Annotated in this window: 16 protein-coding genes and 5 pseudogenes; 11 read left to right on the forward strand and 10 right to left on the reverse strand. The window is 66.2% G+C overall.

Annotated elements, in window-relative coordinates:
* Positions 1-41: 41 nt before the first annotated feature.
* Positions 42-405: pseudogene (locus ACZ7L1_RS30825) on the reverse strand (ATP-binding protein); the annotation flags it as partial.
* Positions 406-795: 390 nt separating this feature from the next.
* Between ACZ7L1_RS30825 and ACZ7L1_RS30830 the strand changes: the two are divergent.
* On the forward strand, positions 796-1,455 hold the full coding sequence (locus tag ACZ7L1_RS30830; protein WP_471441741.1) for a hypothetical protein: 660 nt from the start codon (positions 796-798) through the stop codon (positions 1,453-1,455).
* 284 nt (positions 1,456-1,739) lie between these two features.
* Positions 1,740-2,664: pseudogene (locus ACZ7L1_RS30835) on the forward strand (aminoglycoside phosphotransferase family protein).
* An 842-nt stretch (positions 2,665-3,506) separates the two neighbouring features.
* On the opposite strand, the gene ACZ7L1_RS30840 reads toward ACZ7L1_RS30835, so the two are convergent.
* Positions 3,507-3,959, reverse strand: a complete 453-nt coding sequence (locus ACZ7L1_RS30840; protein ID WP_471441743.1) for a lamin tail domain-containing protein — start codon at positions 3,957-3,959, stop codon at positions 3,507-3,509.
* A 452-nt stretch (positions 3,960-4,411) separates the two neighbouring features.
* On the opposite strand from ACZ7L1_RS30840, the pseudogene ACZ7L1_RS30845 reads away from it, so the two are divergent.
* Positions 4,412-4,890, forward strand: a pseudogene (locus tag ACZ7L1_RS30845) (hypothetical protein).
* 389 nt (positions 4,891-5,279) lie between these two features.
* Here ACZ7L1_RS30845 and ACZ7L1_RS30850 read toward each other — a convergent pair.
* The 4 genes from ACZ7L1_RS30850 to ACZ7L1_RS30865 all read right to left on the reverse strand — a co-directional run bounded on the left by ACZ7L1_RS30850 (position 5,280) and on the right by ACZ7L1_RS30865 (position 8,595).
* Positions 5,280-5,720: a hypothetical protein gene (locus tag ACZ7L1_RS30850; protein WP_471441745.1), complete on the reverse strand. Its 441-nt coding sequence runs from the start codon at positions 5,718-5,720 to the stop codon at positions 5,280-5,282.
* A 210-nt stretch (positions 5,721-5,930) separates the two neighbouring features.
* Complete coding sequence (locus ACZ7L1_RS30855) at positions 5,931-6,242, reverse strand: cold shock domain-containing protein (protein WP_471441747.1); 312 nt, start codon at positions 6,240-6,242, stop codon at positions 5,931-5,933.
* A gap of 718 nt (positions 6,243-6,960) precedes the next feature.
* Positions 6,961-7,638 (reverse strand): hypothetical protein, encoded by a 678-nt coding sequence (locus ACZ7L1_RS30860; protein WP_471441750.1) that lies wholly within the window; start codon positions 7,636-7,638, stop codon positions 6,961-6,963.
* Between the two features lie 142 nt (positions 7,639-7,780).
* Positions 7,781-8,595, reverse strand: a protein-coding gene (locus ACZ7L1_RS30865; protein ID WP_471441826.1) for an IS5 family transposase whose coding sequence is annotated in 2 segments (ribosomal slippage) — positions 7,781-8,253 and positions 8,253-8,595 — 816 coding nt in all. Because the reading frame shifts where the segments join, the coding sequence is not laid out codon by codon here.
* A 299-nt stretch (positions 8,596-8,894) separates the two neighbouring features.
* Here ACZ7L1_RS30865 and ACZ7L1_RS30870 point away from each other — a divergent pair.
* Positions 8,895-9,719 (forward strand): IS5 family transposase, encoded by an 825-nt coding sequence (locus tag ACZ7L1_RS30870; protein WP_471441752.1) that lies wholly within the window; start codon positions 8,895-8,897, stop codon positions 9,717-9,719.
* A 37-nt stretch (positions 9,720-9,756) separates the two neighbouring features.
* On the opposite strand, the gene ACZ7L1_RS30875 is transcribed toward ACZ7L1_RS30870, so the two are convergent.
* Positions 9,757-10,146 carry a hypothetical protein gene (locus ACZ7L1_RS30875; protein ID WP_471441754.1) on the reverse strand — a complete coding sequence of 130 codons (390 nt, stop codon included), beginning with the start codon at positions 10,144-10,146 and terminating at the stop codon, positions 9,757-9,759.
* Here ACZ7L1_RS30875 and ACZ7L1_RS30880 point away from each other — a divergent pair.
* From ACZ7L1_RS30880 to ACZ7L1_RS30895, 4 genes are all read left to right on the forward strand, one after another.
* The gene (locus ACZ7L1_RS30880) at positions 10,145-10,426 is read left to right on the forward strand and encodes a NucA/NucB deoxyribonuclease domain-containing protein (RefSeq protein WP_471441756.1); all 282 of its coding nucleotides are present in this window, start codon (positions 10,145-10,147) and stop codon (positions 10,424-10,426) included. The two genes, ACZ7L1_RS30875 and ACZ7L1_RS30880, sit on opposite strands and share 2 nt — an antisense overlap.
* Positions 10,427-10,643: 217 nt before the next feature.
* The gene (locus ACZ7L1_RS30885; RefSeq protein ID WP_471441758.1) at positions 10,644-10,871 is read left to right on the forward strand and encodes a hypothetical protein; all 228 of its coding nucleotides are present in this window, start codon (positions 10,644-10,646) and stop codon (positions 10,869-10,871) included.
* A gap of 21 nt (positions 10,872-10,892) precedes the next feature.
* Positions 10,893-11,776, forward strand: a protein-coding gene (locus tag ACZ7L1_RS30890) for an IS5 family transposase (protein ID WP_471441760.1) whose coding sequence is annotated in 2 segments (ribosomal slippage) — positions 10,893-11,241 and positions 11,241-11,776 — 885 coding nt in all. Because the reading frame shifts where the segments join, the coding sequence is not laid out codon by codon here.
* A 43-nt stretch (positions 11,777-11,819) separates the two neighbouring features.
* On the forward strand, positions 11,820-12,347 hold the full coding sequence (locus ACZ7L1_RS30895; RefSeq protein WP_471441762.1) for a hypothetical protein: 528 nt from the start codon (positions 11,820-11,822) through the stop codon (positions 12,345-12,347).
* A 108-nt stretch (positions 12,348-12,455) separates the two neighbouring features.
* On the opposite strand, the pseudogene ACZ7L1_RS30900 reads toward ACZ7L1_RS30895, so the two are convergent.
* The 3 genes and pseudogenes from ACZ7L1_RS30900 to ACZ7L1_RS30910 all read right to left on the reverse strand — a co-directional run.
* Positions 12,456-13,554, reverse strand: a pseudogene (locus ACZ7L1_RS30900) (UvrD-helicase domain-containing protein); the annotation flags it as partial.
* 117 nt (positions 13,555-13,671) lie between these two features.
* Positions 13,672-14,604, reverse strand: coding sequence for a hypothetical protein (locus ACZ7L1_RS30905; RefSeq protein ID WP_471441764.1), 933 nt, complete (start codon positions 14,602-14,604; stop codon positions 13,672-13,674).
* Positions 14,605-16,170: 1,566 nt separating this feature from the next.
* Entirely contained in the window at positions 16,171-16,689 is a 519-nt protein-coding gene (locus ACZ7L1_RS30910) for a sensor histidine kinase (RefSeq protein ID WP_471441766.1), read from the reverse strand.
* 77 nt (positions 16,690-16,766) lie between these two features.
* Between ACZ7L1_RS30910 and ACZ7L1_RS30915 the strand changes: the two genes are divergently transcribed.
* The 3 genes and pseudogenes from ACZ7L1_RS30915 (at position 16,767) to ACZ7L1_RS30925 (ending at position 18,535) form a co-directional block, all read left to right on the forward strand.
* Positions 16,767-17,282 (forward strand): hypothetical protein, encoded by a 516-nt coding sequence (locus tag ACZ7L1_RS30915; RefSeq protein ID WP_471441769.1) that lies wholly within the window; start codon positions 16,767-16,769, stop codon positions 17,280-17,282.
* A 65-nt stretch (positions 17,283-17,347) separates the two neighbouring features.
* Positions 17,348-17,523: pseudogene (locus ACZ7L1_RS30920) on the forward strand (site-specific integrase); the annotation flags it as partial.
* A 409-nt stretch (positions 17,524-17,932) separates the two neighbouring features.
* A complete protein-coding gene (locus tag ACZ7L1_RS30925; protein WP_471441770.1) occupies positions 17,933-18,535 on the forward strand; it encodes a DUF4328 domain-containing protein in 603 nt (200 codons plus the stop codon).
* Positions 18,536-18,697: the final 162 nt, after the last annotated feature.

Below are 18,697 nucleotides of genomic sequence, written 5' to 3' on the forward strand. Positions count from 1 at the left end.
AGCCCGTGCCCGAGCCCGGAGGGCCGGCTTCCCAGCTTTGGGAACGCCAGGGTGAGGTACTGCTGCCCGAGGCGGATCTCCGCGACGCGGTCCCGGCCGGTCACCAGGTCCGAGCCCGGCCGCCACTGCCACAACGGCAGGATCTCCGGGCCGAAGAAGCGGCGGACCAGCAGCAGATCGCCCAGGCCCGCCGTCGTGCCCGAGTTCGGTCTCTTGGACGTGCGAGAGCCGCTTCAGGAACGGCTCCAGGCGGTACGGGGAGTCGGCGAACAGGACCTCGTTGAAGCCCTCCGCCCGCAGCGACTGGTGGGAGTGGACCATCGCCCTGTGCTGCGCGCGGACGGTGTCCTCCGGGACGGTGCGGTTGGCCGGGCGCGGTCCCTGCCGTGCGACACAGACCGACAGTTCTCTGGACGTCGCCGAACCTGAGGCGGACTCGCGACGGAGTCCCCGCAGCTCAGTGGCTATGGGTGAGCACTATATTGATCGCAACACCTGTGGCGCAAGGCATGTCATCCGTTTGCTCTCCTGGTTCGGAAGTTCCTTGTCGGGGTTCGCCAGTTGGCTGCCTCGATGGCTCAGACCTCGACATTCGGGTGTGATACTGGTGAGCTCGCGTATTCAACTGTCGCGAGTTCTCGGATGAGGCCGGGGCAGGGTCACCATACGTGGTCGTCGGGCTGGCCACGGCGGCCGCGGCCAGCCCTTCCTCCTCGCTGACGCGATGGGCACGCTCATGCCCTGAGGTGCAGGCTGCTCCGCCGGCTGTCAACGGCGGCCTGTTCAATGTCCGCCATGAATGTTCACGAGCTCGTGTCCGTGCTGGCCGATCCCGACGTCCTGCGTGCCCGTTGTCGGGCGCTGGCGCTGCTCGACGTTGTGCTCGGCGGTTCCGCTCCGAGGCACGACTACTTCCCGGGCTGGCGTGCGGGCGTGGACTTGGCCACGATGGAGAACGGCTCCGGTGATCTGTACGGGGTCGTCTTCGATCCGGCCGGGGTCTTTCTCTACGGTTTCGACCATGAATGCGATGCCACGCCGTGGCGTGAGTGGCCCAGGGCGCACTGGCCTGGGCTGCTGGAGGGTCTGCCTGCTGCGCTGGCGCACTATCCGGCCGATCCGGAGCTGCAGTTCGAGGGGTTCTTTGACGCGACGGTGTGCGTGTGGCGCGAGGCGGATGCGGCTTCGTGGCGATGCGGTCCGGTGGTGTTCGCGCCGGGGGAGTCGGATGGGGCCGGTTGGCTTTTCAGGGTGCTGACCGACGGCAGTGCCGAGACCGTCTGCAGTGACGCTGAGGACTACTACGAACGGCCGGTGAACCGGCAGGCTGTTGCCGCGATCCTGTCGGGCGCCCCACTGGACCGTCGGACGGTCAGTGTGCTCAATCCGGTGGCGGGCTTCGAGGCGGTAGCCGATCGTGCCCGCTTGCTCGGCTACGTGGTGGCGGATGCCTGAACGTGGCGAGGGGTCTCACACGGGCGGTCTACTGGTGTGCTCTCGTATTCAACTGTCGCCGGTTCACCGACGATCCCAACCTGTTGGTGACCATGTGTAGTCGCCAGCGGCGTGTCGGCTCCATGCCGACCCCGGTGCCCTTACTCAGACACCAGCCGCGAGGCAGGAAGCGGGTAGCGTGATGTCTTTTTGGTGTGGAGAGGCCCGCTGACGGAACGGGCCTGGCGGTGGAGCTTCCGGAGAGTGAGAGTCCACTCCGCCTGTCTCACGTACTGTTGCTTCGCATGACCGACTCCGAGATCGAGATCACCGCAGAGTTGGTGCACGATCTTCTCAAGGACCAGCATCCGGACCTGGCAGGGCTGCCCATCCGCGAGGTAGCGGGCGGCTGGGGCAACCAGATGTGGCGCCTTGGTGACGAGTTGGCCGTGCGCATGCCGCGCATGGAAGGTGCCGCAGATCTCCTGCGCAAGGAGTGCCGGTGGCTTCCTGTCCTGGCCCCGCGTCTTCCGCTCCCGGTTCCGACGCCTGTGCGGATCGGCGAACCGTCCGCGCGCTTTCCGAGGCCCTGGAGCGTTATGACGTGGGTTCGCGGCGAGCCACTGGACCACACCTCGATCAGTCGCGGCGACCACGCGGCCGACACTCTGGCGGGCTTCCTCGGGGCGCTCCATGTGGAGGCGCCCGCCGATGCGCCGGCCAGTTCGGACCGCGGCGCTCACCCCAAGAAGTGCACGGACGGTTTCGAGAAGTTCTTGGAAGCCATCGCCCCCGGCGGCTTTGCCGCTGGCGTCCAGGCCGTCTGGGACGTCTGGGACGACGCTGTTGCGGCCCCCGAGTGGGAGGGCCCGCCGGTATGGCTGCACGGTGACCTCCATCCCGCAAACGTCGTCGTCGCGGACGGGACGCTCTCGGGCGTGATTGATTTCGATGCCATGTTCGCTGGCGATCCGGCGTGGGACCTGGCGGCCGCGTGGGTGCTGCTTCCCGCGGGCGCGGGCTCACGGTTCTTCGAGGTGTACGCGCATGCGGACGAGGCGACGATCCGGCGCGCCCGAGTTGGCTGCCATGAAGAGCCTCTTCCTCATCCTTATGGGCCAGAACGGGGAGCAGGGCCTTCCGGGCGGCAAGCCGACCTGGGGACCCGCAGGCCGGGCAGCGCTCGATCGTGTTCTGACATCCAGTTTGGGCTGCCCCTCTCCTGCATAGGCCCCGCCCCCGTCTCCGGCCGTGATACTGGTGGGCTCGCGTCAACTGTCACCACTTCTCCGAGGGGTCCAGCCTGGTGGTGACCGCCAGTGGTCTCCGGAGGCGTATCGACTCCAGGTGCCTCCGGCCTCGGAAGCCAGCTTGGCCGTGGTAACCCGGTGATAGCTCAGAGCCTCCGCGACGACCGGGGCGGGCATCTCCAGCACGTGCTGCCGGATCGCGGCGGTGCGGCCGGCGGTGGTGGGCCCTGCGGTTCATGATCCCCCTGGGTCTGTGGCATGCGTGTGAAGGACACGTGCAAGACACGGCGTCAACGTCACATAGCCAGACGACACGATGGCCCGCCCTGTCCTGGCCAAAGACGCGTCTGTCCACCGCCGAGGCCCGGCGCGAGATCCTTGCGGCAGTAGGGCATTGCAGCGGGGCCATGCCCACTCCAGCTGGCCCGGCGTTGCTCCCACAGGGCGGTCAATGTTCGAGGCGCCACACTCGCTGGCGGAGCGACAGTCGCCAGTAGGCAATGCCCAAGCCCACCGTTCACTGGCGCCGCTCCTCCATTAGCTGCCGGGCCGGGCGATGGCCCAACCCAGCAGGGGCTGTTTACGCGACCGGTTTACCCGCGCGAGAGCCTCGCGAGCCTGCTCTGCACCGTCGCGGTTGCCATACCCGTTCCAACCGCCAACCCGGCGAGCCTTCCCGGTCGCAGCGCCAGACCGTGGCCGGCAGCGGCGTGTGGGGTGGGGTGACAGCGATTCCGCCGTCCCCCCACCCCTGACGCCGTTTAGCGCCGAGTACGCACTGTCGCCGCGTTCAGCGGCAACCGGGCACAGCCCTCTTGCCGGTCAGCGGTGGCGGTGGCCGCCCCAGGAGACGGAGTCGACGAACTGGTGGTGGCCGTTGCGCAGGGTGGCGGTGTCGGAGGTGTTGTTCCAGACGTAGGCACGACGGTCCTGGTAGACGTCATGGCGGGAGTCGCGGCCGATGCCGGTGTGGACGCGGACGGTGGAACGGCCGTCCAGGCGGTAATGGTGGAAGGTGTAGGTGTGGCCCGCCCGGTCCGACAGCGTCCAGCCGTCCAGGTTCACCGTCCGGCGGGTGTTGTTGGTGATGTCCACCCACTCCTGGTTCAGGGACCGGATCGAGCGGTCATCACGTCCCGGGGAGTCGTACTGCACTCGGCTGATCTGAACACTGGCGCGGAGCGCGCGGTGGTCGGCCGCTGAGGCCGGCACGGCAATCGCCGCGGTGGCGGCCGCAGCAATCAGCGCGGCAGCGGTCAGACGGCGAGCAGTCACGGAAACGGTCACAGGTCCCCCTGCATGGTGCGGGCACACCCCCACCGGCAGCCCATAGGCCGGGAGTCGAGGTATGCAGTGTGCGGGTGGCGGCCGGCTGGCCGCGCACCCACACACTGCCCACCACACGAGATGAATGCGGACGAGACGCGAACTGTGTTACAGATCGCCCATACCACCGTGACTCTTACCTGCAACACCCACCTGGGCGGGAGAAGCGCCATGTTGACGCCTCCTGAGGTAGACAACCGGTGCGGGGGCTGAGCTGGGACCCGATGCGCCACACCACGCCACCCCGGGAACGTCTGCGCCTTCACCCGAAAGTGAGTAACAACCACCCGGCGGCCCTGTTCGGACGCGACTCCCCAGGCCCGAGCCGTGGTGGTGCCCCGAGGCGTGGATGACGAGGAGTGCGCGGTGCCGAGGACCGGTACCAGCCCCCACCCGTCGTCATGCCACCACCGCCTGCTCCGCCTGTCCGTCCGGCTCCGAAGTGGGCGCGGAAACGGTACGTGCTGCCCGCGGTCGGCTTCGCCTTCTTCCTCGGAATCGGCGCCGGCGGACAGAACAACAACAGCGTCAAGAACGCGGCCAGTGAGCCGCGGCCGACCGCAACCGTCACCGCAACGGCCACAGCGACAGCCACCGCGAAGCCTGCAGCGGCGCCGACTGTGACCAAGACGGTCCAGGTGAAGGTGACCGTCACCGCGCAGGCAGCCACCGACAGCAACTCCGGCTCCGGCAGCAACGACAGCGGTAGCGGTGGTCAGAGTGCATCAGGCACCGCTCGATCGTCTCCAACGCGGGCAACTGCTACTCCGTCGGCGAGTTCTGCCGCAACAGCGACCACGGAGCATCCACAACAGACGCCAGCGGTACGAGCATTACCTGCGCACCCAGCGGAAGCAGGTGGCGCTGGACCTACTCCTGACCACGCCGGCGGTCGTCTGTCCGGAGGCCGTGGTGCTCGCCGAGGCCATGTGGGCCTGGGAGCAGCGTCGGCACCGCCCTTGCGTCGACTCGCGGGGCTGGCTCGAGCAGGTTGCCGAGCAACTCCAGGTGCCCGGACTCGCCCGGACGCTTGGGCCTCGGGCGAGGGCGTGCCGCTCGCCCGCTTGCCTGCCCAGCAGCCTGCTGTCGCGCGGGGGCCGCGGCCCCCGCGTGGGGCCAGTACAGGAAGTGTGCCGAGGACCGCTGGGGGTCCCCGCCGGTCACCGCCGCCCTGCCGGACCGGGCCTTATCCAGGCCAGGTCCTGCCTGGGGAACGGGAGACCCTCCGACCTCGGTGGATGTCTGGGCAGACGGTGGGACCCATAGATTTTAGGAGTCGTAGGTGATGTCGAGATCGCTGGAGTACTCGCCGCCTTCGGCGCCGGGTTCGCCATCGGTCGGAGCGATCCTGCTGATTCCGTCGAACAGGGAGTAGTTGAAGCTGAAGCCCAGGTTTGCGGTTCCGGTGCGGCCGCCTACCTTGACTCGGAAGGTGCAGTTTCCGTACAGCGTGTAGTCCTTGTTGCGCCGGTTGCCGGGTACGGCGGAGTGCCACCAGTACGTGACTGCCACGTTGGAGTGGTTGTCGTGGTACGGCAGTTGCATGTGCCCGGCCGAGCATGTCATGTTCCCGGTGGCGATGGCCTGCACGGCCGGCGAGGTGCGGAACGACCACTGCATGGGTGCCGACCTGCCGACGGTGGAAGCCATGTCCACCTGCCCCGTGAAGGTGCCATTGCCGTCAGTCTTCTTGTAGTACTCGTCAGACACCTTGAACGTGTGGCTGCCCCTGCTGACGCCTGCCTGCGCAGGTGCAGCAACCCCTAGAGCGAGGACCGCGGCGAGAGCAGCGGATCCGAAAGCAGCCCTTTTGGCCGATATGAAAGACACGGAAATCCTGTCTGAATTGCGCAAGCAGAGGAGAGACCAGCTCATCGCTACGCGTGAGTGAATACGACACCGGTCATCTTCAGAGTGCGATCAGGAATCAAAGGTGATGTCCAGGCTGGAGTTGTAGCCCGGACCGTCTTCCCTTTTCGGCCGGTGGCGTGATACGCCTTCTGGCCAGATGTGCACCGCGCGCCAGGAATACTCGTCCTGTTGAGCCTCTTCGGCCGTAAAGGTGATGTGCTGGCCGGCAGTCAGCTCACGGTAGCCTTCGGCTTCGATGGCTGAGAAGTGTGCCCACACCGGAGCTGCGAGGGCCTCAGTTACGAGGACTCCCCAGCCCGCCTCGCTGTGCCACTCACGGACATGGCCAGTCAGAACCTCTCCGGGCGCGGTATCCGACATCTCTTCGTTTCCCCCTGTCATCGTCACCAGGCTTGCACTGTGGTCAGCAGCGCTCGACCGGGTGATCGTGACATTATCAAGTCCTGAAGCCGGGTGCCATGCGCTATCTCACTGGAACCTTCACGCCCGTTTCATCGTTCGCCTGCAATTCCCAGAGACTGCGCACTCCGGCGCGGGGCCGCCCTTGAAGTAATTTCACTGCTCAACAATTCCGAAGGACCCTTGCCGCCAGGCACAGTGGGCAGGCCGCATGAATGCCGGGTCAGGCCGGGCTGCTGACGGGTGCGGCTCGCTGGCGACGGGGCGCTGAGCGGCTCGGGTCAGTCTCCTTCGCCACCGTGCGTGTAACTGTATGTGGCGGTGTACTGCTCCACGCAGGCCACACAGACGCAACTCCCCAATCCTGACCCGATCGGAGAACAACTCACCGACCAACGGACGTCGCCCTCTCCGCTCAGCTGCTCGACCAGACCAGGGGCCCGGCCAGCACCCAGACCACGCCCTGCGCGTTTCACCTGCTGAACGAAGCCTGGCCCATCACCACGGGGGGAGTGACGGGCCAGGCTCGCGTCCACGGTGCCATATCCCCCGCAGGCGCGCAGTCTCTTCAGAAAGCGGCCGGATCGACGCGCTGGATTCGGCTCGGCTCGACAGACGGCATCCCGGAGCGGGCACCGACGACCGCGGAGGCGTCCGTGCCGGTACCCGCCCCGGCGGCTCAGTTCAGGCCCAGTTTGGCCAGGGCGGTGGTCCAGTCGCTGGCGATGGCCTGCTGGGCGGCAGAGAGGGTGACCTTGCCGTCGCAGACTGCGGTGTGCAGCTTCGTCTCCACCGGATCCTTCTTGTTGTTGATGCCGCCGCCGGACTTGTGGCCAGGATCGGCGGGTTCGACCCACAGGTTGCGCTCGTCGTTGGGGTCGCCCCCGAGCTGGAGGCTGATGAGGTGGTCGTACTCGGCGTCTGCCATGCGGCCGGTGTAGCCGTAGGAGGCGGCGTTCAGCTTCTTCTCCCGGCTGGTGACCGAGACGGGCGGCCGGATTCCCTTCGTGTAGCCGCCCTTGCGGCAGATCGTCGACTTCAGCGTCGCCTGGGTGACAGCAGGAGAGATCGCACCAGGCGTGCACTTGGGATCCGGGAGGGGCTCCCCACCCTCGGTGCGGTAGTGGCAGCTGCCCGCCGGGGGCTGCTGCTGCACGGTGTACGTCGACTGCGGGCCGGCCCCGACCGGGATCGTCTGCACCGACGCGTCGCTCGCCGACGCCGCCGCCGAGGCGCCAGCCGCCGGGCTCCCGCCTCCAGACGAGCCCGAGCCACTGCCCAATGAGGCAGAAGAGCAGCCAGCCAGCAACACACAAGCGAACAGAGCAGACGGCGCGGCGTAGCGCATGGAACGCATGACGACCTCTCACGAGCAGGCGGTAGCTGAGCAGATACTCCCCTACCTGACTGCGGTCCTACCGCGCAGGGTCAGGCGCGAAGGCGCACGCCGCTGTCAGCGCTGCGCCGTCGGCGCACCAGCCGCGTACTTACACCGTGTCCTACATGGTCAGTTTGCCGAGGCGTTTGTAGCAGCAGAGGGCGGCGGCGAGTCCGAGAAAGGCTAGGTAGTTGCGGGGATGCCGCTCGTAGCGGGGTGATAGGCGGCGGTAGCCGGTCAGCCAGGACAGGGTGCGCTCGATGACCCACCGTCGGCGGCCCAACCGTTCGCTTGAGTCGATTCCCTTGCGGGCGATGCGGACGCCGATGTGCTGGCTGTGCAGCCATTGCCGCAGGTCAGGAACATCGTAGGCTTTGTCGGCATGCAGTCGCTGGGGCTTGGAATGGTCGCTGTGGGATTCGTGTCCTATGTGGAAATGGGCGACCATCGGTTTCAGCCCGAGGCTGTCATGTGTGTTCGCTGCGGAGAGGCCGACGCGTAGGGGCAGTCCGTTTGCGTCGGACAGGACGTGCATCTTGGAACCCGGCTTGCCCCGGTCCACGGGGCTCGGACCTGTGTGTTCGCCCCCTTTTTAGCCCTGACGTGGGCGGAGTCCAGTACCGCCCGGGACAGGTCGACCAGGCCCTGGCCGGCGAGCATCTCGAGCACCCTCTGGTGCAGCCGTCCCCAGACGCTCGCCCGCGACCAGATCAGGAACCGACGGTGCACCGTCGACTTCGACGCTCCGAAACACGGTGGTAGAGCCCGCCAGGCACAACCGCTGACCAGCACGTAGACGATCGCCGCGAACACCGCCTCGTCATCGATGTTGGCCACCCCGCCGCCCTGCGGACGTACTCGCGCCGGCGGCAGCAAAGGCCTGGCGATCTCCCACAACCCCTCCGGCACGATCCATCCCCACCGCCCACTCCCCATGACCCGGCCAACGACCAACTGACCATGTAGGACACGGTGTTAGTGAGCGTTTGGTTCTGGTATTGAACGGTTTATGAGGGATTTGAGGAGCCAGGTCGAGCGCTCAACGAAGCGATTCGCCGGAAAACGCCGCCTCTGCGGCAATCAGCAGAGCAGCAATGCGCCGGGTTCCTTCCAAGAGCTCCTGTCTCATTTGGAAACCTACCGGTTCGTACCGAGTGGAAAACGCACGCCCCGATGCGCCCGGCACCCCCGCACACGCCCTGCTCAGGCCGGCTGCCACCGCATACGCAGGAATCATGCAGCCCTCACGGCCCTACCCCAGCGACCTATCCGACGCTCGCTGGGAACTCATCCGCCCCACCCTCGAAGCCTGGCGCCAGGCCCGCAACGGCATCCGCAAACCCACCCACGACCTGCGCGCCCTGATGAACGCCATCCTCTACGTCGACCGCACCGGCATCCCCTGGCGCTACCTGCCCCACGACTTCCCACCCCACCAGACCGTCTACGGCTACTTCGCCCACTGGGAAGCCGACGGCATCTTCGAGCAACTCACCGGCCTGTTACGCGGCAAAGTCCGCCAGGCCGAAGGCCGCACCAGCGAGCCCAGCGCCTGCCTGATCGACAGCCAGAGCATCAAAACCTCCGCCACCGTCCCCCTGACCAGCCAAGGTGTCGACCCGGCCAAGAAAATCATCGGACGCAAGCGGCACATCATCACCGACACCCTCGGCCTGCTCCTGGCCGTCACCGTCACCGCCGCCAGCATCCACGACACCACAGCCGGCACCCAGCTCCTCGCCCACGTCGCCGCACGCCACCCCACCATCACCAAAGCCTGGGCCGACAACGGCTACAAGACCAAAGCCGTCGAACACGCAGCCCACCTCGGCATCGGCCTCGAAATCGTCCAACGCGACCCCACCACCCGCGGCTTCCACGTCCAACCCCGCCGCTGGGTCATCGAACGCACCCTCGGCTGGCTCATGCACCACCGCCGCCTGGCCCGCGACTACGAAACCCACCCACACCGATCAGCCGCCATGATCCAACTGGCCGCCATCAACCTCATGACCCGCCGCCTCACCCACGAAGCCACCACCAACTGGCGTGACAGCTAAGCCAAATGAAACAGACAACCGAGAACCAAACGCTCACTTACGCAGGATCCCCAGAGCCTCGCTTGTCCTCGACATGGACGACGCGCAGTTCGGTGCCGTCCCGATGACGCTTGGAACGTCCGCACAGCCCGACAGCCAAATCTTCGCGATCACTTGGCTCATCGGGCGCCACATATGTGAGGACGTCCTGGTGGTGACCGGTGACGACCCACCCGTCGGCATCCTTGACGTTGATCACCCCGAAGTCACCTGCCGGAGAACCTGCATGGACGGGACCGAACTTTCCGAGGATCTCGGTGGCCTGCTCGGCGAGGTCGCCATCGGGATCAGTCAGCACGACACAGGTGCCATGTTCGAACAGCACCCAGGACTTGCGAGGGTCGGTGAGCAGGCGCTGCCAGACGTCGACGAGTATCTCGGTGTTCATGGCGATCATCATGCCGCACAGCACCGACACACAGTCACGATCACCTGATGTCGTCCACGAATATGCGACAGATCAACTGCGAGCTGACCAGTCCCCAGGGCAGCCCACCAGCAGCAGGCAGAGGGTCTGGGGCGACTACACGGGCAGCGGGCTGGAGTGCGACGATTACCCCTTCGCCTCCACCAAGGAAGGATCCACCAAGGGGGACAACCGCTTCTCCGTCCGGCTGATCGATGGCAAGGACAACCGCAAAGGCGGCGAGCGCCTCAACCAGGTGTAGACCCTGAACCGCATCCTGGACGGCGACCCCTTCTACGTGAAGATCACCGACTAGGTCGTGTCTGACAAATGATCTCTGCGAAGCTTCGGTGTCCGAGGCTGAGGGAGAGGTCATGGGGATAGAGCTGGAATTGCACTCGAGGCGACCTGCGCGAAAGGGGTCGTCCCGGGACACCTTGTTGCGGGGCTCTTACGAGCACGGGGAAGCGTTGGCGAGGGTGCTGAGCACCCTCGACCGGCATGGCTCGGGCAAGCTCGGCTGGGTTGATCCGTACGGCGACACGCTGTTCAACGAACAGGAGGCTCAAGTCGCCCGTCAGGAAGTCGCTGCCCTGATACGAAGGTGTACTGACGACGAGCAGAAGGCGGCTCTGCTCGACCTTGCCGAGCTTCTTGAAGCGTGTGCGGGAGCGCCGGGCAGCTACTTGTGGTTCATGGGTGACTAGCCATACCTGATCATTGGTCATGTGGTTGGCCGGGGTGAGTTGACGGATGTGGCGTGGGAGCGGATAGGCCCGCTGCTGCCGCGTGTTGATGGTCGTGGGCGACCGTGGCGGGATCACCGCCAGGTGGTGAACGGCGTGCTCTGGCGGTTGCGCACCGGGGCACCCTGGCGTGACCTGCCCGAGCGTTATGGCCCCTGGCAGACCGTCTACGAACGCTTCGCCCGCTGGGAAACGGACGGAACCTGGGCGAAACTGCTGGAGCACGTGCAGGTCAGAGATGACGCGGTGGGCAAGGTGGAATGGACCGTGTCGGTGGACTCCACCATCAACCGTGCCCACCAGCACGCCGCCGGAGCCCGCAAAAAGGGGCACCGCCGCGGGACGAACTGGAAGATCCGCCACATCCGACGCCTGGCCAGGCGCTCGGCAGGTCCCGGGGTGGATTGACCACCAAGGTCCACCTCGCGGCCGACGGCCGCGGTCTGCCCCTGGCCATCGTCGTCACCCCGGGCAACGTCAATGACTCAACGGTGTTCGACACGGTGCTGGACGCGGTGCGAGTGCCCCGCCTATCCGCAGGCCGCCCCCGTCGCAGGCCCGAGACCGTCATCGCCGATAAGGCGTATTCGTCACGGGCCATCCGGACCGGCTTACGACGTCGCGGCATCCGCGCGGTCATCCCTGAACGATCCGACCAGATCGCCAACCGACAACGCCGAGGATCGGTCGGCGGGAGGCCGCCGGCCTTCGATGCAGAGCGGTACAAGGCCCGCAATGTGGTCGAACGATGTTTCGGCAGGCTGAAGCAGTTCCGGGCCGTGGCTACACGCTTCGACAAGTTGGCCACCCGCTACCTCGCTGGCCTCCGACTCGCATCGCTCGTCCTCTGGCTCCGTGAACCGTGATCGTTTTGTCAGACACGGCCTAGCAGGAAAGGCCCTGGCGCTCATGGCTCTTCTCGTCGAGCACAACGTCACCGCTACTCCCGGACGCCGCGTGCTGGAGGTCTACGACGCGGACGCCTACCTCGGCGGCGAAGCCGCCCTGGACGCCGCAGAGGTACAGGTGGTCGCCGGCAACGGCTACCACCTGTATCTCCTCAGCCTCCAACCCGACATCCCCGTCCAGATCACCATCCGCATCTGGGACACCCCGCCCACCCCGCCCGCCGAGGCCGAAGGCCACATCACCGTCAGTCTCGAATCCGAGACCGGCATCCTCGTCATCGGCCAACTCGACCGCGGCCCCGCCCACGAGATCACCCTGCCCCGCCCCGGCGTCTACGAAGGCCACGTCTGGTGGACCAACCGCCAAGCCACCGCCGACTATTACAACACCACCCTCGCCCAACTCCCCGACGACTCCCCCGACGGCTGGCTCACCCAAGCATGGAACAACTGCCCCGTCACCGAACGCTACGTCCTCGACCTCGCCTACATCCGTGAACCTGAACCCGTCGACGACGAAGACCTCTGACACAGAGCGGGAACATCGAGTAGCTCATTTGGACCTGAGGATGGCCGAGGAAGTGGCGTACAGAGTGGAGCCAGTCCTCTTCGGGGGATTCGCCGGATCCGGGGTGGATCACCAGGCCGGGTTTCCATCCGGGTGGTGGTCGATCCACGACAGGCCGCCCATGTCCAGACGCTGCCGGGTGCGGGTGACGGCTACGTAGGCGAGGCGGGCCTCGCTGTCATCGATCGGACCGGGGACAGGGCATCCCTTTTCATCTGTTTGATCGCTGTCCCTCGGCGGGGTGAAGTCGTCCGCGATCACCACGCAGGGCCATTCGCGCCCCTTGGCTTTGTGCGCTGTGGAGACGGTCACCTCGGCCTGCTTCTCGGGATCAAGTCGGGAAAGGCCTCGAGGATGGCGTCGGTGCCGTGCTTGTCGATGAGGTCGACCAGAGGCTGCAGGTCGCGTCCGGCCGGGTCGTGGGCAGCGTAGTCCTGCAGCTCTCCCCAGGTTGGGAAGAGAAGGAGTTCGGGGTGACTGGTGCGGCGGCCTTCCTTGAGGTCGCGGGCCGCCAGGGCAAGGGCCCGCAAGCTTTCGCCTCCGCCGGCCAAAGCGACCTGGCGTCCCGCGGAGATCAGGGCCATGACTTGGGCCATGGCGCCGACGTTGGTGCGGCACAGGACCGCGTCGGGGCGGGCGACGGGGCCGAGTTCAGTGGGCACGGTCGGCGTGCCGGAGAGGCGGATGGGGGCGCCCGCGATGCGCAGCCAGCGGTTTGCTTCCTGGGCGAGGTCGGGGCCGAATCGGAAAGACTGCGACAGGGCGAGGTGGGTGCCGTCGAAGCCGGTCATGACGTCTTTGGCGCCGCGCCAGTGGTAGATGGCCTGGGCGGAGTCGCCGACCATGACCAGTTGGGCGTGGCTGCGCTGGTCGGGGAAGATCTGTTCGACGACGGGGTTGGTGTCCTGGGCTTCGTCCAGGAGGAGGAAGTCGGCGGCGAGTTTGGGTCGGGTGAGGGCCCAGATTTTCAGGTAGTGGTCGTGGTCGAAGCGGACGCAGCCGTCGTCGGGGTTCTGAGGGTCCGCCCAGGCTTTGTGAGCGAAGGGGACGATGTGGGCGGCGAGTTCCGCATGCAGGCCCTTGTTTTCCAGGCCGCGCATTGTGGGACGTGGCGGCGGGTGATCTCTTCGTCGGCGGTGTGGCAGAAGCGGGCCACGGTGCGCAGGGTGGTAACTGCCGAATGTACTGTACTGGTTGGCAATCAAATGACGTGCACCTTCCAAGCGCTAGGTGCCGTGGGCTGCCAGGTCGGCTGCGATACAGCGTCATACCGTGGGTCGCGTCTTCACCCGGACGGCCATCTCTGGCTGCGGAAGGGCGACTGGTTTTCGTAAATCCACATCTTGGGACTGCAGATGAAGCGAGGATGCTGCTCCTCATAGGGCACATCGGTCCAGACGTCGGGGTTCGCGGCAAAGGCCCGACACAGAGCGGCCTGGGAGTCCTCGTCCAGCTCATCCGGGGCCACAATGATGAACTCGTCGCCGAGCCGGTTCATGGTGAACGCGGTGATGTAGTCCAGGTGGTCGGAAAACACTTCCAAGAGTCGTCGGGCGTCGGGCCACTTGTCGTACGGCTGAGTCGGAAGGGTGACGTACTCGATGAACCCGTGGCCTCGGGCGACGAACGCCTGGAACTTGCTCCAGTCGTTGCCCTCGAGCAGCATCGCAAGGTACGACCCGAGGTCGCCGTCGTCATCATCCAGGATGTTCGAGCTGTTGTAGAGGAGGCATGACCGGAAGTGGTCGACGACTTTCTGCAGGCGGATGATGCTGACACGTAGGAGTGCGTAAGTCTGCGGCGACAGTGCGCGGTTGTGGGCGAGGACGTTGCGAATCTCGCGGATCTCGTCGAAGTCTCTCGCGATCGCCTGCTGATCCTGCCCTGCCAAGTGGTGAACGTCGCCCGCGATCTGCGGGTCGGTCAGCATGGACAGGAGCTGGCCGATGTCGGACTGCCAGATGAGGTCACCGCTGGTCTCGGCGTCAAGGTGCAGGCGCTGGCGGCTTTTCTCAGCGAGGCGCTCGAGGTTCTTGCGCAGTTTCGGGTCCAAGTGCTGGTGCCACAGGGCTCCGTAGGCGCGCATCCAGGAAGCCAGGCAGAGTCTGCGCAGCCACCCTTCCAAGGTGTAGACGTCTCGGTAGGCTTGCTGGTTGATCCGCGGCACCAAGAACTCGCCGTCGAATTCGAGGTCCAGCTGCTGCTCGAAGTCCACCATCCCTGCTTCTCCCCCCCAGCCGCTCCCCCGGGCTGATGGCACCATTGTTCCAGGACGTCCTGGCAGCTGCCGACGCTGCTGTCGTGAAGGTGGCCGGTCGGGGTGTGACCCCAGTCATCATCCGCCGCGTTCTGTGCGCACAGAACGCGGCGTTCCGCACAGTGCGAACAACCTCACCCCACAGCCGTCAGCGTCTCGATGCTCTGGGCTCGATCGCCCCGGGCGACACTCCTGGTTGTCAAGGGCTTCGCTCTCGGGAGGATGACGTCCGCCATGGAGAGCACGGGGGAAGAAGTCGCAGCCCAGACACCCGTTCGCGCCGGCCTTCAAGACGGAGACCGTCGACCGCCGCGTACGGCGTGGCCGGTCACGCAGGACGTCGATCCAGCGAGCGGCTCGGCACCGGGCGCGCTGGCCTGCCGGGATGTGATGGAGGGTCGCGCCCCGGCGGATGGCTGTCGTCGCCGGCGGGCTGGTGCTTGCCGTAGCAATCCTGGGCGGTGTCCGGGCCTCGACGCCCTCTGGGCTCGAGTCCTGGCTGGGATCGGCGAGCGGCCGACGGATGACGGGGCGTGCTGGGGTGGGCGGCACCAGGATCGTGCCGCGCGTCTTCCAGGTCTGGGCCCTCGCTGGACTGCCCGGGCGAGGGCCGCGGGCGTCTGCCTGGTCATGCGATCCGGTCGACTACTTCCGCCGACGCCGGCTGCGCTGCTGACGCGAGGGCCTTCATGCGGCTCTCCGCCGACATCCGCCGTGCCGTCTCCACTGCAGCCGGGCCGACTCCCGTTCGCTCTCCACCCTGCGCAAGGCCGAACGCAGGAGCGTCACCTCCTCGTGCAGCAGCTGCGGGATCGGCTCCGGCTCGAAACGGACGGATCGCCGCGGCTGTGACTTGTGCGCCTTACGTCGCGTTCGGCTCGGGACCGGCAGCGGTCGGCTGTTCGCGGGGCACCGGGGTGACCTTGCGCGCACGCCATACCGGTCTGCACGACATCGTCCAGGGCTTTCGTCACTGGCGTCACAAGAAGTAGGCAAGGAGTGTCAGCACCTGGTGCCTGGTCAGGCCCCGCCTTCCTCTGACATCTCAATGACGATCAGCAACTGACAGTCACGCGCAGACCATCAGTGCGGCTGGCCAACGTGCTCTTCGACTCCTTCGAGCCGGGTACGCTGGCCGGCCATTTCCGCCAGCTCGGCAGCAGCCTCAACGCCCACGATCTGGGTGTGCATGATTCCTGCGTATGCGGTGGCAGCCGGCCTGAGCAGGGCGTGTGCGGGGGCGCCGGGCGCACCGGGGCGTGCGTTTTCCACTCGGTACGAACCAGTAGGTTTCCAAATGAGACAGGAGCTCTTGGAAGGAACCCGGCGCATTGCTGCTCTGCTGATTGCCGCAGAGGCGGCGTTTTCCGGCGAATCGCTTCGTTGAGCGCTCGACCTGGCTCCTAAAATCCGCATAAACCGTTCAATACCAGAAACAAACGCTCACTTAAGCGAGTTCATCAGGACCACCCCACTCTGCGAGAGCAGAGGAGTCTGAGCTCGGGATTCGAACCTGAGACCTACGCATTACGAGACCGTGAGCGTTCGTGCTGCGTGGTGCCCGGTCGTGCTTCTGTGGGGCGTTCTGCATGGGCCGCCTCCCGTGACTGAACCATCGTGTTGTCGCCGCTCGACCGTCACATCGTCGCCGCTCGGTCGTCGGTCGGGTCGATGATCGCAGGGGATCTCGAAGGCCACCGTCGTGGGGCCGCCGTCGGGGCTGGTGATCGCGAGAGGCCCGCCGAAGACCATGAGACGGCGCTCCACGCTCTTCAGCCCCTTGCCCTTCTTCACGTCTGCCCCGCCCGCGCCATTGTCGTGCACCACGACGCGCAGGGCACCGTCGGCGTGCCGGATGTCGACGTGCGCCTCACTCGTCCCGGAGTGCTTGGCGACGTTGGCGAGCAGTTCCGCGATGGCGAAGTACGCGGTGGACTCGACCGGTTCCGGAAGGCGTCCCCGCAGCGAGCCGGTGACCTCGATCTTCAGCGGGACGCCCAGGGCCAGGGTGCGGACGGCGTCGACCAGACCGCGGTCGGCGAGCACCGGCGGGCTTTGATGTTTGGTCGAGTTGGTCCTGGGTGGCTTTGCCGACTGCTCGGCGGGGCCTTACAGTGCGCAGCATGTCGAACCGCTTGAAGCGCACCCTGGTGTCCGCCGTCACAGGGGTCGCAATAGTCTTCGGGCTTACCGCGTTGTGGATGAGCCAGGGTGCTTCGCCGTCTGGGGTCATGCCGTGGGCGGTCGGCTTCGCTGTGATCTTTGCTGTGATCACCTGGTATACGTGGTGGTTCTACGGAGACTCTTCTAAAGCCCTCGCGCTGCAGGCGAAGGCGGAAGCGAAGAAGAGCCAGCGCCCTGATTCCGAGGACATGGTTGCCGCAGCAGCGCGGAAGGATCTACAGCTCCCCTGGTTTCTCCGGTCACTCTTGCCTCACATGAGGCTCAAGGGCTGGTTGATGCCGCTTGTGTTCGCGTTGCTCGCCCTGGGGTTCTGGGGGTACAGCATCAGCAACCAGGACCTGAAGCCGATGACGCACGCTTTCGAGGCGTTCTGCTTCGCTGTGGTCAGCGTATTCTTCGTGATCGCTAAGGGCTGGGTGGAGTGGCGGGTACGCCGCAACCCGGTGGGGAAGTAAGGGAATGTAGATCCAACGCGGAAGTCGCCGTTGGGTCGGACGGCGGGCAGCATCGACGCCGGACGGGCGTCGAGCTCGTCGTCATCAAGAGCTGTTGGGTCATGCCCACATCGGGGTAACAGCGACGGTGTACGCACATGTCCGCCTCCATCTCCAGCGGCAAGCGATCGACCTCCTGGGACACGTCCTCAGCAACCTCGCCGAGACGACGACCGAGCCCGACGATGCCGCGGTCCGCTAGCCTCGCACTTTCACCAGCCGGGGTGTCCGAGGCGTGATCGAATATGCGGGGAGTGCCTCTAGATCTGGGGCGACGGGGCCTTTCTATGGTTCTGTTCGTCGTCAGGAAAACTGCACTCCTCAGGTGACCGAGGCCATCGCTGGACGGGGCCGCACACGGCGAGCCTCTGCACCCGGTTCCCCTGCGTGACGCACATTCTGGCCGGTTGCCTCCGATTTGGCTGCGTCCCGCCTGATCGGCGGGCTGCCCGCAGCCGGTTCCCGTGCGCTGACGGCCATCTGCCAACGGGGACATGCATCCCACGACTGAGGACCCGAAAGTCGTACATGCGTGCGGCGATTAGACCCTATGATCACTCCGCCCCAGCGTCCGCTGCGGCCGCACACGCCTCCGAGACAGGCCAAAGACGATGACGAGTACCGCCCGCAAATCTCCCTGGATCCTTGCCCGCTCAGCGCAGGCGGCGATAGCGGCGGCCGCCGTGGCAGACGCGTTCCGCGCGGCGGCAGTCCGGGATCACTACCTACACGACACGGCTGCGTCCCTGCACAAGTCGGGCTTCATCTCCATGATCTTCCTCTATGTGTCGGCTCCTGCGATCGTGCTGTTCCTCGTGTGGCTCGCCCGGTCCCGGCGCAATGCCCAGGAGCTGTCCCCCCAGGCCTCGCTCCCGAGTCGGGGCTGGACGATCGGCGCGTGGTTCATACCGGTGGTCAACTTCTTCGTCCCGCGCCGGCTCGTCCTCGACATCGGGCGTGCGAGCTCCGCGTCCTGGGAGCCGAAGCGAGACACGACACTGGTAAACCTGTGGTGGATCGCCTGGATCACGCACGCGCTGGTGCTCGTAGTGGCGGGCCGGGTGGCCCCGGGGTCGACGGCCTTCCTCATAGTGGCGGAGGCGCTCATGATCGCCGCAGCCGCGCTGCTGGGGTTCGTCATCGAGCGCATCACGGCGTTGCAGAGCGCGGCGCTCGGCGCCACCGTTCCGGTCGCACCTCTCGCCCAGGCGTGAAGCAGTTCCCCCGATGTGCTCCCTACGAAGACGCGATTGGCTGCGCGCGTGACCGACAATGACCTGGCCTCGGTTCACCGCACAAGCTGTCTGAGGTTTGATCAAATAAGTGGAGAGTGCTGCTGACCTGCAACGATGGGACTTGTCGAGGATCCTGTCAAA

The organism is Streptomyces sp. NPDC107546, assembly GCF_055639175.1.

Bases quoted from the DNA above. Each gene is read 5' to 3' on its own strand.
- ACZ7L1_RS30830 (WP_471441741.1), top strand. From the start codon at position 796: ATGAATGTTCACGAGCTCGTGTCCGTGCTGGCCGATCCCGACGTCCTG.
- ACZ7L1_RS30855 (WP_471441747.1), bottom strand. From the start codon at position 6,242: ATGTCGGATACCGCGCCCGGAGAGGTTCTGACTGGCCATGTCCGTGAG.
- ACZ7L1_RS30860 (WP_471441750.1), bottom strand. From the start codon at position 7,638: ATGCGTTCCATGCGCTACGCCGCGCCGTCTGCTCTGTTCGCTTGTGTG.
- ACZ7L1_RS30870 (WP_471441752.1), top strand. From the start codon at position 8,895: ATGCAGCCCTCACGGCCCTACCCCAGCGACCTATCCGACGCTCGCTGG.
- ACZ7L1_RS30880 (WP_471441756.1), top strand. From the start codon at position 10,145: ATGGCGATCATCATGCCGCACAGCACCGACACACAGTCACGATCACCT.
- ACZ7L1_RS30875 (WP_471441754.1), bottom strand. From the start codon at position 10,146: ATGAACACCGAGATACTCGTCGACGTCTGGCAGCGCCTGCTCACCGAC.
- ACZ7L1_RS30895 (WP_471441762.1), top strand. From the start codon at position 11,820: ATGGCTCTTCTCGTCGAGCACAACGTCACCGCTACTCCCGGACGCCGC.
- ACZ7L1_RS30905 (WP_471441764.1), bottom strand. From the start codon at position 14,604: ATGGTGGACTTCGAGCAGCAGCTGGACCTCGAATTCGACGGCGAGTTC.
- ACZ7L1_RS30915 (WP_471441769.1), top strand. From the start codon at position 16,767: ATGTCGAACCGCTTGAAGCGCACCCTGGTGTCCGCCGTCACAGGGGTC.
- ACZ7L1_RS30925 (WP_471441770.1), top strand. From the start codon at position 17,933: ATGACGAGTACCGCCCGCAAATCTCCCTGGATCCTTGCCCGCTCAGCG.